The sequence below is a fragment of the Paractinoplanes bogorensis genome, from assembly GCF_018829635.1.
GTDB classification, from domain to species: domain Bacteria; phylum Actinomycetota; class Actinomycetes; order Mycobacteriales; family Micromonosporaceae; genus Actinoplanes; species Actinoplanes bogorensis.
On record NZ_JAHKKG010000021.1, the window covers coordinates 49,700 to 63,473 of the forward strand.

Consider the following 13,774-nt stretch of genomic DNA (forward strand, 5'->3'; position numbering starts at 1 on the left):
GGCCCCGGCCGCGGAATCGGCGGTACGGGCCCTACGCCCGTTCCACCTGGCCGCTGCTGCTCATCGAGACCGGGTTGCTCACCGCCTGGAGAGCGCGCCGCCACGGGAACTGGCCGCGAAACCGGTCGGTCTGTCCCGGCCCGCCCAACCGGCACACGTCTTCGCCGTAGAGCACGTGCACGCCCCAGTCACGGAGCTTGGCCAGGCTCTCGTGCAACGCCGGATGCAGGGCCATGACCTTGTTCGTGTACGGGACCACGGCGGTCGGAACGCCGTAGCCGTAGCCCTCGACCAGCAGACCGAGCACGAGCGTGTCGGTGATCCCGGCGGCCCACTTGTTGACGGTGTTCACCGTGGCCGGCGCGACGATCATCGCGTCCGCCGCGGGCAGCACGTCCGGGTCGCCGGGACTCTTGTAATAGGTGCGTACGGGGTGGCCGGTCTGCGCCTGGAGTGCGGGCACGTCGACGAACTTGCGGCCGTCGGGCGTGGTGATCACGCAGACCTCCCAGCCTTCCGACTGGGCCAGGTCGACCAGTTTGCCGACGTCACGGGCCATGGGTGAGCCACAGACCAGGACGTAGAGCACACCGGCCGCGGGGTTACCGGTCGTCACGTGCGGACCCCCACCGGACTGAAGGCGCCCGTCATACACCGACTCCCATCTGCTCGGCCAGCTCCGCGATGGGAGCCGGCGGAGTGCCCCGCGTCCGGCGGAGCACGTCGGAAAGAACCTCGTGCGCGAGCGGGCGGCAGCGGATCTCGGACGGGGCGAGCCGGTCGCCCTCGAGCAGCATCTCGCTGGCCTTCTCGACGTTGCCGATCTGCGTGTAGCCGCGCGCGATGTCGAGGAAGTGGTGTGCCCGGCGTTCGGGCAGCATCGCGTTGAAGCCGATCACGTCGATCTTTTCGTGCGTCTCGACCGCCGTGCGGCCGTCGCCCAGCTCGACCGCCGTGGCGCAGCGGTGCAGCTGCACGTTGGTCGGGCCGAAACTGGTCCAGTAGTGGTTGAAGTCGCCGCCCAGCTCGAGCGACGCCTGCTCGGCCCCGCACAGCAGGTCGCGGACGGTCGCGCTGTCGCCGATGCGGGCCGCCGCCATCGCCCCGTTCAGCAGCAGCATGCCGTAGACGGACAGGCGCTGACCTCGTACGTCCTGCTCGGTGAACTGGGTCGGCGCGAGCCGGTTGGCGATGTTGACGTTGACCTCGAGCGCGGGACGCACCCGGCCGAGCGCCAGCAGCGCGCTGCCCACCCGATAGCTGGCCAGCCCGGCCAGCAGCTGGTCGCCGGCCCGCTGGGAGACGGCGATCGAGCGGTCGGCGGCCAGCCAGGACAGCTCGTGCTCGCCGACCTTGCGCAGGGCGGACGACGCGATCTGGTAGACCTGCCCGAGCAGGTGCGCCGCGTCCTTGGCCTCGGCCCCGGTCGCGTACGCGCTGTCGGCCGCCTGGGCGTCCCGCAGCAGCTTGGGCAGCATCCGGGCGAGAACGCCGTATTTGGCGTGCTGATAGGTCAGCCAGGCGTGGCTGACCGCTTTGCGCATCTCGGTGAGGGGCGGCGAATGTGGCACCGCCTGGAAGAACGCGCTCATCTGGTCATAACGCTCCAGAGCGGCGCGGATCTCCTCGACCTCGACCTGGTCGATGCAGTTCTGTGTTTCCGGCCGGCGTTCCACATCTTTGCCCAGCAGCAGCTGGACATCGACCTGGAGCACGTCGGCGATCTCGTAGACGACGGAGAACTTGTCGAGCCGGCGGACTCCCCGCTCCACCTTGTCGACCCAGCTCTTGGACTTCCCGAGCCGGTCTGCGAAGACCTGCTGGGACATTTTGCGTCGGCCGCGCCAATAGGCGACGCGACGGCCGATCGGCAGCTCGTCCACGGTGCCTCCCCCGACTCACCGACGACCCCCGCCGGCAAGCCCTTGTGTCATCTGCAGTCTGAACCCTCCACGTGCGCGCACGTCGCACAGCGTGTGTGATCGCCTGCTCACCGATGCTCGTAGTTTTTGATGCAACTTGCAAAGGGTGGATCTGCCGGAACCAACGAGGTGTGTCGCGCTTGGATACGGCGTCACTGGCTGATATAGCACCGGACCACCTAGATCGGGGGTTATCGAGCCATGCAGTGGACCGTCCATCGACCGTTCGTACCGCCTGGAGTTCTCGATCGGCTCCGGTTGCGCCGGGCTGCCGCGCGCTATGCCGAGCACGGCTGGGCCGTGACTCCGGGCGCCCGGCTGAGCGGCCACCGGTTCGCCTGTGGACGCCCGGGCTGCCCGATCATGGCGTGCCACCCGGCCCTCGAGTCGTGGGAGGACACCGCGAGCGTCGACCCGGGCCAGGTGCAGGCGTGGTGGCGGCACGAGCCGTACAGCGTGCTGCTGGTGACCGGGCGGCGGTTCGACGTGCTCGACGTGCCGGCCGCTCTCGGTCTGCGGGTGCTCGGCAGCACCCGGCTCAGCCGCCGCCGGGAGGCCTGCGGGCCGGTGGCCGTGACCGCCGCCGGGCGCTGGATGTTCCTGGTCGGGCCGGGCGTGCCGCTGCGGTCCGAACTGGATCATCGGCTGGACATCGTGCGGCACCGGCGTGGCTCGTGGATCCCGGCCGCGCCGAGCCGGATGCCCGAGGGGACGGTGCGCTGGGCCGTGCCGCCCGAGCAGACACAGTGGCGGCTGCCGGACGCCGAGATGGTGCAGGCCATGCTGACCGACGCGCTCGGCACCGCCCGAGGGCCCCGGCTCACCATTCCGCGGCAGCTGTCGACCGCCCGCCGGGGTGGATGACACAGACCTCATCGAGTGACAACCTAGTGCTCCGGAGCGTGACGGTCGAGTCACTCAAACGGATGATGTTTTCTTCGGACGCGCCCGGACGTGGATCCGCGCACCCTGCGCGTCGAAGATCGACAGGAATTCCACCGCCCGGCCCTCGGCGCTGCCGAACCAGTGCGGCACCCGGGTGTCGAACTCGGCCGCCTCCCCGGCCGGCAGCACCAGGTCGTGCTCGCCGAGAATCAGCCGCAGCCGGCCGCTGAGCACGTAGAGCCACTCGTAGCCCTCGTGCGTCTTCGGGTTCGGTGTCTGCCGGTCGCCCGCCGCGATCAGATGCTTGAACGCCTGCGGACCACCCGGATTGCGGGTCAGCGGCAGAATCGTCTGGCCGAACCGGTGGATCGGCCGCGCGTAGACCCGCGGGTCACCGGTCGGCGGCGCGCCGACCAGCTCGTCGAGCGGCACCCGGTAGGCCTGGGCCAGCGGCATCAGCAACTCGAGGGTGGCCTTGCGCTGCCCCGACTCGAGCCGCGACAGGGTGCTGACCGAGATGCCGGTGGTGTCGGCCAGCGCGGTCAGGGTGATGCCCGCGTCACGCCGCAGTGCCCGCAGCCGGGGACCGACCTCGGCCAGGAAGTCTTTTGCCGTCATGGCAAAGAAGTTTCCCTCTTTCGGCCGGGCCCGCCCACGATGGGCACATGACTTACGACGTGATCGTTATCGGAGGCGGACCGGCCGGACTGAGCGGCGCGGTGGCGCTGGGGCGGGCGTTGCGCTCGGTGCTGGTGATCGACTCGGGCCAGGGCCGCAACGCGCCCGCCGAGGGCATCCACAACTTCCTGACCCGCGACGGGATGAGCCCGGCGGAGTTCCGCGCGGCCGGGCGGGCCGAGGTCGAACGCTACGGCGGAAAGGTGATCGAGGGCGAGGTCGCCTCGGCGGGCGGCGACGTCGAGCGGGGCTTCGAGGTGACCCTGGCCGACGGCAGCGTCCACCGGGCCCGGCGCCTGCTGGTCACCACCGGGCTGGTCGACCGGCTGCCCGAGGTGCCCGGGCTGGCCGAGGGCTGGGGCAAGACCGTGCTGCACTGCCCCTACTGCCACGGCTACGAGGTGCGCGGGACGGCGATCGGCGTGCTCGGCGACCCGGGCGACGAGATGACCCAGCACGCGCTGCGGCTGTGGGGCCAGTGGAGTTCCGACGTACGCCTGGTGCCGCTGGACGAGGTCGCGGCGGTGGAGAAGGACGGCGTACGGATGAAGGACGGCTCCCTGATCGAGCGGGACTACCTGGTCGCGCGGGGCCGGTTGGAAGCGCGCGCCGGGTTCCTCGACTCGCTCGGGCTCAAAGCGGTCGAGCACCCGATGGGGATCGGCACCTTCGTGGCGGCGACCGATCCGAGCGGGCGGACCGAGGTCCCCGGCGTGTGGGTGGCCGGCAACGTCACCGATCCGATGGCTCAGGTGATCTCGTCGGCCGCGGCCGGGCTGACCGCGGGCGCGATGATCAACTTCGACCTTCTGCCGCCAGTTCCCGATAAGCAGTGATGACCGCGGCCGTACGGTCGGCGAGCTCGGGGCCGGCCTCGGCGGGCCCGGCTCCGGGCTGTTCGGTCAGCCCGGCCAGCACGAGCTCGGCCTGCCGCGCGGTCTCGCCGATCTCGCGCTCGCGCAGGAACGCCTCCCCCGCCAGGGCGGTGCGGTCCAGGCTGCGCAGCAGGTGGTTGGCCCGCTCGCCGGCCTCCCGCCAGAGCTGGTCGGCCCGCTCACGCTGAGCGGCCAGCGCCAGCACGGCCGGACTGTCGGCCGGGACGTCACCGTGGCGTACGGACTCGAGCCCGGCGCGGAGCCGGCGCAGCTCCTGCCGCCGCTCGAGCAGCGCGCCCAGGTCGTCGAGGGTGCGGGTCAGCGCGTGGTCGGCCCGGTCGGGGTCGATCATGCCGGTCAGGCCGGGCCAGGTCCGCCGGATGCGGCGGGCCACCGCGGCCGCGCGCTGGAGGACGGCGCGCTCCTCGGGCGACCGCAGCACGCGGCTGCCGTCGGCGGTGGGCAGTTCGAAGCGGGCGACCTGGGCGGCGCGGGCCTGCCGGCGGGCCACCGTGGCCACGGTCGCGACCGACGCGGCGAACGGCAGCCACCAGGGCACACCGGCGGCGTAGAGCACGGCCGAAGCGAAGATCAACGGAAGGCTGAGGCGGGCGGCGAAGGCCAGACGGGCTTCGCGGCTGACCCCGCTCGGGGTGGCCGGCACGACCTCGGTCACGGAGCCCGCCCGGTGCCGGGTGGCGCGGCCGGTGCGCAGGCTGAGGGCGTACGGGGAAAGGACGGTCTTCTCGTCGTCGATCCCGATGTGCAGCTCCGACGGCATGCGCCTGTCCTCCCCTGACCCGATGGTGATGCCGTCAGCAGGGCGGGCCCGATCGCCGGGGGGATGCCGACCGGGGCCCGCCCGCCGGCGGGGCATCCCGCCGGCACCAGAAGGAATCGGTGATCGCGCGGGCTGGTTGAGGGGGCGCCCGGTTGCAGGACGGGTGCCCTTGTCCTCGTAGGGTGTGGTGCTCATGGACGCCGTACGCACCGCGATCGCCGGGGAACGTCACCGCATCGCCGACCTCCTCGACGCGCTGAGCCCGGGCCAGCTCGGCACCACCAGCCTGTGCGGCGCCTGGACCGTCCAGCAGGTGGCCGGGCACCTGCTGGCCGCGGTGGACGCCCCGCGCGGCCTGGTGCTCTCCACCCTCGCCGGCAGCGGCTTCCGCATCCACGTGGCCAACGCCCGGCTCGCCGTCGCGATCGCGAAGCGGCCCGCGGGCGAGATCGCCGACGGTCTGCGCCGGCACGCCGGCAACCCGTTCCGGCCGCCCATCGTCGGCTATCCGGGTCAGCTCACCGACCTGCAGGTGCACGGGCAGGACATGCGGCGCCCGCTCGGGCTCCCGCACGGGCTCCCGCTCGACCACCTGCGGATCTCGCTCGACTTCCTGACCAGTGGGCGGGCGGTCGGCTTCACCCCGCGCAAGCGGCTGGCCGGGCTCCGGTTCGAGGCCACCGATCTGGGCTGGGCGTACGGGGACGGTGCCCTGGTCAGCGGGCCGGCCGAGGCGCTGATGATGGCCATGACGGGCCGTTCGCAGGTGCTCGGGGAGATCGACGGCCCGGGCGTACGCATCCTGGCCGCGCGGCTCGGCTGAGAGCCGGCTGGGAGTCCGGTCCGGCGCCCCGCCGAGCGCCGAAAACTGTCGGAGGGTGGCCCTACGGTCGCTCCATGAATGACACCGCCCTCCAGTCATCCCCGATCACCCTCGACCGCCGGCTCGTGCTCGGCGAGATCGACTACCAGGTCACCGCCTTCCCGACCGACGACCACCGCATCGATCTCTGCATCGTGAGCAGCGACGGCGACGGTCATGTGGTGAGCGAGATCAGCGGCGGCATCAGCCCGGCCGACCTGCCCGCGCTCACCGATGTGCTCACCTCGACCCTGGCCGGCCTCATCGCGATGACCCAGGCCCCGCCCGCCCCGGGCCCGGCCGGCCCGCCGCCCGACAAGCGTGACCGCCACCCCAACCAGGGGGTCCGCTGGAGCCCGGGTGACGACGAGCGTCTCGTCGCCCGGTTCCGGTCCGGCGCCCGCCAGCGCGACCTGATGGCCGAGTTCGGGCGCAGCGACGGCGGCATCCGGGCCCGCCTGGAACACCTCGGCGAGCTCCCGCCCCGGGGCAGCCGGCGGTCACCGGCCGGCCCTGGCGAGCCGACGGCCGCCGAGCCGGCCGCGGGCTGACGCGGGCGGGGCCGAGCGCGTCCCGTGCGCCCGGCCCCGCTGCACGCCACCACCCGCCGGGGCGGTCGTCGGCCAACGGCCGCCCCGGTGGTGACGGGCCGGTGCGGCGCCCGGCCGCAGGCGGGCGTGGTGCCCGCGACCGGTCGCCGCATCGGCGTCTGAGATACCCGGCGGTCAGGCGCCCCCGTCCGCCGGGGGCACGGCCGCCGTCTGCAGGCTCTGCCGGGGGCCGGCCAGGCACGCCTCGACCCGGAGGATCTGCCCGTGGGTGAACATGAACATCGCCACGTCGTCGGTGTAGTCCATGTAGTTCATGAACATGTCGCCGTTCGGCCCGTTGTTGCAGGTGATCGACGGGAAGGCCGGGGTGCCGAAGTTCTGCCCGGCCTGGTTGGGCGTGTCCGCCACGTAGTCACTGCCGCTGCACCCGGTGCCGTCGTCGCCGCCGATGTGGAACAGGTTGAGCCAGTGACCGATCTCGTGGGTGGTGGTGCGCCCGAGGTCGAAGGGCGCGGCCGCGGTGCCGATCGTGCCGAAGCCGGTATAGGTGATCACCACACCGTCGGTGGCGGGCGGCCCGCCGGGGAACTGCGCATAGCCGAGCAGTCCACCGGAGAGCCGGCAGACCCAGAGGTTCAGATAGCGGTCGGCGGGCCAGGCGTCGGTGCCGCCCTGCGCGGCGAACTTGACCGCGTCGTTGTCGGAGAAGGCGCCCGCGTCGGTCTGCCGGCGGGTCACCCCGGTGGTCGGGTTGCCGTCGGGGTCGACGGTGGCCCGGCGAAACTCGAGGCGAGCGTCGGCGACCAGCCCCTGCCACACCGGGGGCACGCCCTTGACGTCGGCGTTGGTCGCGCGGAAGTCCTCGTTGAGCACCGCGATCTGGCTGTCGATCTGCTCCTCCGAGACGTTCTGCTCGTCGGTCGCATAGACCACGTGCACCACCACCGGCACGGTCACCACCTCGGCCCGGGTGGGCTGCTCCTCCCCGGTGGCGAAGGCGAAGGCGAGGTTCTCGATGGCCGACCGGTTCAGGCGGTAGTTCAGGCTCTCGTTCAGCAGGCGGCGGTGCACGTCCTCGCTGCCGCACCGGCGCCGTGCCGGGGTCTCGACGTTGTCGGCGGTGTCCATCGGGCCTCATCTCCTCGCGCTATTTGCGGATCTTCAGCACCTGCGCGTCGTGCGCGACGATGTCCAGCACGCGGGTCCCCGCCGCGTCCCGCACCCGCAGGGCGTTGCCCTCCGCGCGCTCCCAGCTGCCCCGGCCGGGCACGGCGCGGTCGGCCGGGCCCGCGGTGTATTCGAGGTAGCCGCCGCCGGGCCGGAACTCCAGGCTGGGCCGGGGTGCCCGGCTGGGCGGGAAGGCGTAGTCGCCGGGGCGGTAGACGGCCTGATCGTCGGTGTCCTCCTCGAAGGACCGATACCAGCGCCGGAACAGGTCCGGCGAGATGTCAGGCATTGTCGTGGCCGCCTCGCTGCGCGTCTGGTCTTCGCTGGTCTTGTCTTCGCTGGACTTGTCGTCGCTGGTGAGCTTGTTGTCGCTGGTGGGCTCGTCTTCGCTGGTGGAAGGCAACACTGGCAGCGCCGCCCCGGTCCGGGCCGCGTTCGGTCCGTGATCCGACAGCCCCACGTTCCCCTTAGGAACGAACGTCCGATGACCCTTGCCTACGCCCGGCGCGACGCTGCACGGCATGAGATGGAGCCGACGCACACCGGACCGCCTCGCCGCGATCGACGCCTACCGCTTCCCCGTGTCGGTGCGCCAACGCCTGGCCGCCGACAACAGCACCTTGACCAGCGCTGATCTGGACCGGATCGAGGCCGCGGCCCGCCAGTGGTTCCGCCTGGCCGCCCGCCACCCGAAGGCCGAGCTGACCATGCCGTCCCGGATAACCGCCGCCCTGTGGCTCGAACTGGCCCGACGCCAGACCGACTACGCCACGTTCTGCGCCGAGGCGTTCGGCCACATCTTCGTGCCGCCGCCCGACACACCGGGAAGCACAGCCGGCCCGGCCGGCCGCCGATACCCGGCGCTGGGCGAGACGTTCCGCCGGGCCCGGGAGGACGAGAACTGCGATCCCGCCCAGCTGCCGCTGCTGTTCCGCATCGACCAGGAGCTGGCAGTCCCGCAGGGCAACCGTTACCTGGCCGACTGCGGCGGCCGGGGCATCTGCCACGACCTGCCGGGCGCCTTATGCCTGATGCACGTCACGGGCACCGGCCGCACGCGCCGCTTCAACGGCCCGTTCGGTCCCCCTCCAGCCACCGGCTACGAGCCCGGCGGCCTCTCCTGCAGCGGCGGCTGCGGCAGCGGCTGAGGGCTTTCAGCCGATCAGGGCGGGCGCGGTGCTCTCCATCTGAGCGAAGTCGCGGTGCTTCAGCTTGGCCCGGCGGCCGTCGGGGTGATGCCAGACGATGCCCTCGAACTGGGGGTGGGCGAGCAGCCAGGTGCGCAGACCGGCGAAGTCCAGGGGAACGTCCAGCCGGTCGGCCTCGGCGTGGGCCACCAGGGCGTGCCCTCGGATGCGCTCGGGGTTGCCGTTGATCCGCTCGCCGATCAGCTCGTAGGTGCCGGCCGTGAAGCGGCCGCTGGTCAGGGCCTCGGCGTGGTAGCGGGCGTAGGACGACTGGGCGATCGGCTCCCAGCCGACGGTCTTGCCGGTCACCGGGTCCGTCATCACCGGACGGTAGCCGGGCGGACGGGTGCGGGCGGGACGCACCTCGCGGCGGCCCCACCACACACCGTCCGAGTCGAACATGACGCAGGTGCCGTCGTACTTACGCGTCGGAACTCCCTCGCCGGCGACAACCCATCCACAGTCCGGATGCACCCGCGGAAGGAGAATCTTCCGCCGCTCAGGGTCACGCAAAAACAGCGTAGGAATCTTCTTCACACAAAGATCCTCCCACCGCCCCCAACCGATTTACCGCCAAGCGCAACCGGCAGACGCAACCGGCCATAACGTGGGGTTTCAGAGCGATTTACCACCGAGCGCAAGTGGCCGCAACGTGGGGTTTCAGAGCGATTTACCACCGAGCGCGAGTGGCCGTAACGTGGGGTTTCAGAGCGATTTACCACCGAGCGCGAGTGGCCGTAACGTGGGGTTTCAGGGGGCTCGGCCCCCTGAGGAGGCATCCACGATGCCAAGGCCCGCGCTTTCCGCGGGCAGGGGGTGCCGCAGCGTGGGCGCGGTAGGTTTCGAACCTACGACCCCCCGCTTGTAAGGCGGGTGCTCTCCCACTGAGCTACGCGCCCGGCATTGGTGTAGCCGGAGTCGCCATCGTACCTAAGGTCACGCGGTCAGGTCGGCCAGGGCGGTGCGCCAGGCTTTCTGGTCGCGTGCCTCGCCGGGGCCGGTCATCTCGGCGAAGCGGACGATGCCGTCGCGGTCGATCAGGAACGTGCCCCGGTTGGCCATGCCGCCCTCGTCGTGGAAGACGCCGTAGGCCTGGGCCACCGCCCCGTGCGGCCAGAAGTCGGCCAGCAGGGGGAAGTCGAAGCCTTCCTGCATGGCCCACACCTTGTGGGCGTAGACCGAGTCGACGCTGACCGCCAGCACCTGCACGTCGTCGTTCTGGTAGTCGGGCAGGTGGTCGCGGATCTCGGTGAGCTCGCCCTGGCAGGTGCCGGTGAAGGTGAACGGGTAGAACACCAGCAGCACCGCCTTGCGGCCGTGGAAGTCAGCCAGCCGTACGGGCTGGTTGTTCTGGTCTTTGAGGGTGAACTCGGGCGCGGGAGCGCCCACCGGAACCGTCATGCGGACACCCTAACCGGACCGGCACCCGCAGGAAGCCGGTCGGTCGGGGACGGCAGCGAGCTACTTCTTCTTGTTGCCCCGGGGTGACACCAGCCGGGCACCGGTCCAGTCCTTGCCCGCGTTGACCGTCGAGGTCTGCTGCAGACCGGCCGTGGGGGCCGACTCGCTGATCTCGCTCGGTTCGACGTGGTTGTCACGGCCGGCCTTGGGGGTCAGCAGCCACACCACGCCGTTGTCGGCGAGGGGGCCCAGGGCGTCGGTGAGGATCTCGAAAAGGTCACCGTCACCGTCGCGGTACCACAACAGCACCGCGTCGACGACCTCGTCGGTGTCTTCGTCGACCAACTCGCCGACACGTTCGGTCAGGGCGTCACGGAGGTCTTCGTCGACATCGTCGTCGTAGCCCATCTCCATGACCACCATGTTCGGCTCGAAGCCGAACCGGTCCGCCAGGCTGCGTACGCCGTCGGCCTGACCAGCGGTCGCGCTCACTGTCTAAGTCCTCCTACCGTTGATTCACCAGAACTGAATTACCAAAAACCTCGGGTCAGTCCACACACTCAGGGCCTTCGGCGCAAGTGGCGCACCGGGTGTGTGGCAATTTACCGTGCCAGCAGGGCGTGGGCACCCTGTGTGATGGCATCTTCTCCTACCAGCACATGCTGCGCGGCCGGACCCACCGGAATCAGCGAATCGGCCGAGGCGATCCGCCTCGCCGCGCCCACGAAACCGCCGTCCACCAGGGCCGCCAGCACGCCTTCGCCGACGCCGCCGGAGCGCCGGGTCTCGTCGACGATCAGCACCCGGCCGGTCGCCGCGGCCTCGCGGACGAGGTCGTTGACCGGAAGCGGATTCAACCAGCGGAGGTCCACCACGCGGGAACCATAGCCCTGCTCGGCCAGCTGGGCGGCGACCCGGAGGGACATCCGGAGTCCGTTCCCGTACGTGATGATGGTCAGGTCTTGGGCGTTGCCGAGCGGATAGGTGCGGGCGCGGCCGATCGGCACGTGCTCGGTGGTCCAGGCGCCGGGGCCGGAGTAGGGCGCCAGCCATTCGTTGTCGCCCTGCTGGTAGAGGTCGCGGGTGTGGTAGAGCGCGATCGGCTCGAGGAACACGCACACGCTGCCGTCGGACGCGGCCGAGGCCAGGCAGGAACGCAGCATGGGGGCGGCGTCGCTGGGCCGGCTGGGCACGGCCAGCACCAGGCCGGGGATGTCGCGCAGCACGGCGACTGAGTTGTCGTTGTGGAAGTGGCCGCCGAAGGCCTGCTGGTAGGCCAGACCGGCCACCCGGACGACCATCGGGTTCTTGTATTGCCCCGAGGAGAAGAACGACATTGTGGCCGCCTCGCCGCGCAGCTGGTCCTCGGCGTTGTGCAGGTAGGCCAGGTATTGGATCTCGGGGACCGGGAGCAGGCCGTCGAGCCCGGCGCCCAGGGCCAGCCCGAGGATCGTCGTCTCGTCGAGCAGGGTGTCGAAGACCCGCTCGTCGCCGAAGCGCTCCTGGAGGTGCTTGGTGACCCCGTAGACGCCACCCTTGCGGCCCACGTCCTCGCCGAAGACGAGCACGCCCGGGTCGTACGCGAGGGCGTCGGTGAGCGTCGCGTTGATGGTCTGGGCCAGGGTGAGCGGGCCGGACTGCTCGGGGAGTTTGCCGCCGAACGCCCGGGAGCGGGTCGCCGCGCCGGGACCGAGGGCGCGGGTGGCCACCTCGGTGATGGCGTGGGCGGCGCGCAGCGGGCGGCGCGGGGCCAGCGGGGCGACGATCTCGCTGACGTTGGCCAGTTTGGGCTCGCCCAGCACCTCCTCGGCCACCTTGCGGACCTGCCAGCCGACCTCGTCGTAGCGGCCGATCACCTCGTCCGGCCCGAGCAGGCCCGCCTCGACGAGCAGCCGGGCCGTGCCGACCAGGGGGTCGCGCTCGAGGTCACGGCCGATCTCGTCGGGCGTACGGTAGCCGACCTCGGCGTCGGCCCCGGCGTGCCCCATCAGGCGCACGGTCGACAGGTGCAGCACGGCGGGCCGGCCCTCGCGGCGTACGTAGCCGACCGCCTCGGTCGCGGCGTCGTAGGTGGCGGCCAGGTCACAGCCGTCGGCCGCCGTGTAGCGCAGGCCGGGGCGGGACGCGAGCACGGCGGCCAGCCAGCCGTCGGGGGTGGGCACGCTGATCCCGAGACCGTTGTCCTCGCAGATCAGGAGCAGGGGCAGCCGTACGCCGGTGTGCTCGAACCAGCCGGCCGAGTTGAGCGCGGCCGTGGCCGCGGCGTGGTTGGCCGAGGCGTCGCCGAAGGTCGCCACCGCGATCGCGTCGCGCGGCCACCGGCTGTCGGTGCGCGGGCGGGCCAGCGAGAAAGCCAGGCCGACGGCCCGGGGCAGGTGGGACGCGACGGTCGAGGTGGTCGGCACGATGTTGAGCTCGGCGCTGCCGAACACCTTGTGCCGGCCGCCCGCGATCGGCTCGTGGGCCGAGGCGACCACGCCGCGCAGCACGTCGCGGGCGGCGTCGGGCAGGTTCTTGGCCCGGGCCGCGAAGAACGCGGCCGAGCGGTAGTGCAGCAGCACCGGGTCGGTGGGCAGCAGCGCGGCGGCCACCGCGGCGTTGCCCTCGTGGCCGGAGGATCCGATGGTGTAGAAGCCCTCGTTGAAGCTGCGCAGCCAGCGCGCGGCGAGGTCGAGGTGACGGCTGGCCAGCTGGGCGTCGAAGAGTTCGAGAGCACGGGAACCGGTCAGGGTGGAGCCATCTCGCACGGCGTCGCCGGGGGCGCGGCGGTCGCCGGGTTGCGGCAAGGCCGACACCGCATCCCGGAAGCGCTCGTCGAGATTCTGCGGGGTGGTCACCCAGCCAGCATTACCGACCCGCGCGAGACCCGCCATCGGCGAACACATAAGGCCTGGCAGACTCGCTTTCATGCGTACGGAAGTGATCACCGTCCGGACCGGCTCGCGCCCCGTGGTGCGGGACATCACGGGCGAGGCGGAACGGTTCGTCGAGTCCGAAGGGGACGGGCTGCTGCACGTGTTCGTGCCGCACGCGACGGCCGGGCTGGCGATCATCGAGACGGGAGCCGGCTCGGACGACGACCTGCTGACCGCGATCGGGGAGCTGCTGCCGGCCGAGGACAAGTGGCGCCACCGGCACGGCTCGAGGGGACACGGGCGCGACCACGTGCTGCCGGCCTGGATCCCGCCGTACGCGTCGCTGCCCGTGATCGGCGGCCGGATAGCACTGGGCACCTGGCAGTCCATCTGTCTCGTGGACACCAACGGAGACAACCCGGAACGCCAAGTAAGGTTCAGCTTCTTGCCCGGCTGAGTCGAAAAAGAGAAGTTACTGGTCAGTACATGTGTCGCGTATCGCGTACCCGCACGGTAGGCGTGACGATGCACACGGCTAAGGGGCAGGATGGAGCTATACCCGAGCGGGTCACACAATGGGCCGCCCGGTTCCGACACCCGACCAAGAGGA

At 71.4% G+C, this 13,774-nt stretch carries 16 protein-coding genes and 1 tRNA gene; 6 read left to right on the top strand and 11 right to left on the bottom strand.

Features of this window, described 5'->3' with window-relative positions; translation table 11 throughout:
* Nucleotides 1-31 precede the first annotated feature (31 nt).
* Nucleotides 32-616, bottom strand: coding sequence for a flavoprotein (locus tag KOI35_RS44495; RefSeq protein ID WP_215795817.1), 585 nt, complete (start codon nt 614-616; stop codon nt 32-34).
* A 31-nt stretch (nt 617-647) separates the two neighbouring features.
* The gene (locus KOI35_RS44500; RefSeq protein ID WP_215795818.1) at nt 648-1,883 is read right to left on the bottom strand and encodes a helix-turn-helix domain-containing protein; all 1,236 of its coding nucleotides are present in this window, start codon (nt 1,881-1,883) and stop codon (nt 648-650) included.
* Nucleotides 1,884-2,123: 240 nt separating this feature from the next.
* Here KOI35_RS44500 and KOI35_RS44505 point away from each other — a divergent pair, with 240 nt between their 5' ends.
* Complete coding sequence (locus KOI35_RS44505; protein WP_215795819.1) at nt 2,124-2,786, top strand: bifunctional DNA primase/polymerase; 663 nt, start codon at nt 2,124-2,126, stop codon at nt 2,784-2,786.
* Nucleotides 2,787-2,840: 54 nt separating this feature from the next.
* Here KOI35_RS44505 and KOI35_RS44510 read toward each other — a convergent pair whose 3' ends face one another.
* Nucleotides 2,841-3,425, bottom strand: a complete 585-nt coding sequence (locus KOI35_RS44510; RefSeq protein WP_215795820.1) for a helix-turn-helix domain-containing protein — start codon at nt 3,423-3,425, stop codon at nt 2,841-2,843.
* Between the two features lie 47 nt (nt 3,426-3,472).
* On the opposite strand from KOI35_RS44510, the gene KOI35_RS44515 reads away from it, so the two are divergent.
* Complete coding sequence (locus KOI35_RS44515; protein WP_215795821.1) at nt 3,473-4,321, top strand: NAD(P)/FAD-dependent oxidoreductase; 849 nt, start codon at nt 3,473-3,475, stop codon at nt 4,319-4,321.
* On the opposite strand, the gene KOI35_RS44520 is transcribed toward KOI35_RS44515, so the two are convergent.
* Complete coding sequence (locus KOI35_RS44520; RefSeq protein ID WP_215795822.1) at nt 4,281-5,141, bottom strand: hypothetical protein; 861 nt, start codon at nt 5,139-5,141, stop codon at nt 4,281-4,283. The genes KOI35_RS44515 and KOI35_RS44520 overlap by 41 nt on opposite strands.
* A 193-nt stretch (nt 5,142-5,334) precedes the next feature.
* Between KOI35_RS44520 and KOI35_RS44525 the strand changes: the two genes are divergently transcribed.
* Both KOI35_RS44525 and KOI35_RS44530 read left to right on the top strand, forming a co-directional pair.
* The gene (locus tag KOI35_RS44525) at nt 5,335-5,964 is read left to right on the top strand and encodes a maleylpyruvate isomerase family mycothiol-dependent enzyme (RefSeq protein WP_215795823.1); all 630 of its coding nucleotides are present in this window, start codon (nt 5,335-5,337) and stop codon (nt 5,962-5,964) included.
* A gap of 74 nt (nt 5,965-6,038) precedes the next feature.
* Nucleotides 6,039-6,554, top strand: coding sequence for a hypothetical protein (locus tag KOI35_RS44530; protein WP_215795824.1), 516 nt, complete (start codon nt 6,039-6,041; stop codon nt 6,552-6,554).
* Between the two features lie 174 nt (nt 6,555-6,728).
* On the opposite strand, the gene KOI35_RS44535 is transcribed toward KOI35_RS44530, so the two are convergent.
* Together KOI35_RS44535 and KOI35_RS44540 are read right to left on the bottom strand one after the other, a co-directional pair.
* A complete protein-coding gene (locus tag KOI35_RS44535; protein ID WP_215795825.1) occupies nt 6,729-7,682 on the bottom strand; it encodes a zinc metalloprotease in 954 nt (317 codons plus the stop codon).
* A 19-nt stretch (nt 7,683-7,701) separates the two neighbouring features.
* Nucleotides 7,702-8,124: a hypothetical protein gene (locus KOI35_RS44540; RefSeq protein WP_215795826.1), complete on the bottom strand. Its 423-nt coding sequence runs from the start codon at nt 8,122-8,124 to the stop codon at nt 7,702-7,704.
* Between the two features lie 118 nt (nt 8,125-8,242).
* On the opposite strand from KOI35_RS44540, the gene KOI35_RS44545 reads away from it, so the two are divergent.
* A complete protein-coding gene (locus KOI35_RS44545; protein ID WP_215795827.1) occupies nt 8,243-8,869 on the top strand; it encodes a UCP032817 domain-containing protein in 627 nt (208 codons plus the stop codon).
* A 6-nt stretch (nt 8,870-8,875) separates the two neighbouring features.
* On the opposite strand, the gene KOI35_RS44550 is transcribed toward KOI35_RS44545, so the two are convergent.
* The 5 genes from KOI35_RS44550 to KOI35_RS44570 all read right to left on the bottom strand — a co-directional run bounded on the left by KOI35_RS44550 (nt 8,876) and on the right by KOI35_RS44570 (nt 13,182).
* The gene (locus KOI35_RS44550) at nt 8,876-9,445 is read right to left on the bottom strand and encodes an RNA ligase 1 family protein (RefSeq protein WP_215795828.1); all 570 of its coding nucleotides are present in this window, start codon (nt 9,443-9,445) and stop codon (nt 8,876-8,878) included.
* Between the two features lie 290 nt (nt 9,446-9,735).
* Nucleotides 9,736-9,807: transfer RNA gene (locus KOI35_RS44555), tRNA-Val, on the bottom strand.
* A 37-nt stretch (nt 9,808-9,844) separates the two neighbouring features.
* Nucleotides 9,845-10,309, bottom strand: coding sequence for a peroxiredoxin (locus KOI35_RS44560; protein ID WP_215795829.1), 465 nt, complete (start codon nt 10,307-10,309; stop codon nt 9,845-9,847).
* 60 nt (nt 10,310-10,369) lie between these two features.
* Nucleotides 10,370-10,801, bottom strand: coding sequence for a DUF3052 domain-containing protein (locus KOI35_RS44565; RefSeq protein WP_215795830.1), 432 nt, complete (start codon nt 10,799-10,801; stop codon nt 10,370-10,372).
* Between the two features lie 110 nt (nt 10,802-10,911).
* Complete coding sequence (locus KOI35_RS44570; RefSeq protein WP_215795831.1) at nt 10,912-13,182, bottom strand: thiamine pyrophosphate-dependent enzyme; 2,271 nt, start codon at nt 13,180-13,182, stop codon at nt 10,912-10,914.
* Nucleotides 13,183-13,216: 34 nt separating this feature from the next.
* Here KOI35_RS44570 and KOI35_RS44575 point away from each other — a divergent pair, with 34 nt between their 5' ends.
* Nucleotides 13,217-13,621, top strand: coding sequence for a YjbQ family protein (locus tag KOI35_RS44575; RefSeq protein WP_215795832.1), 405 nt, complete (start codon nt 13,217-13,219; stop codon nt 13,619-13,621).
* Nucleotides 13,622-13,774: the final 153 nt, after the last annotated feature.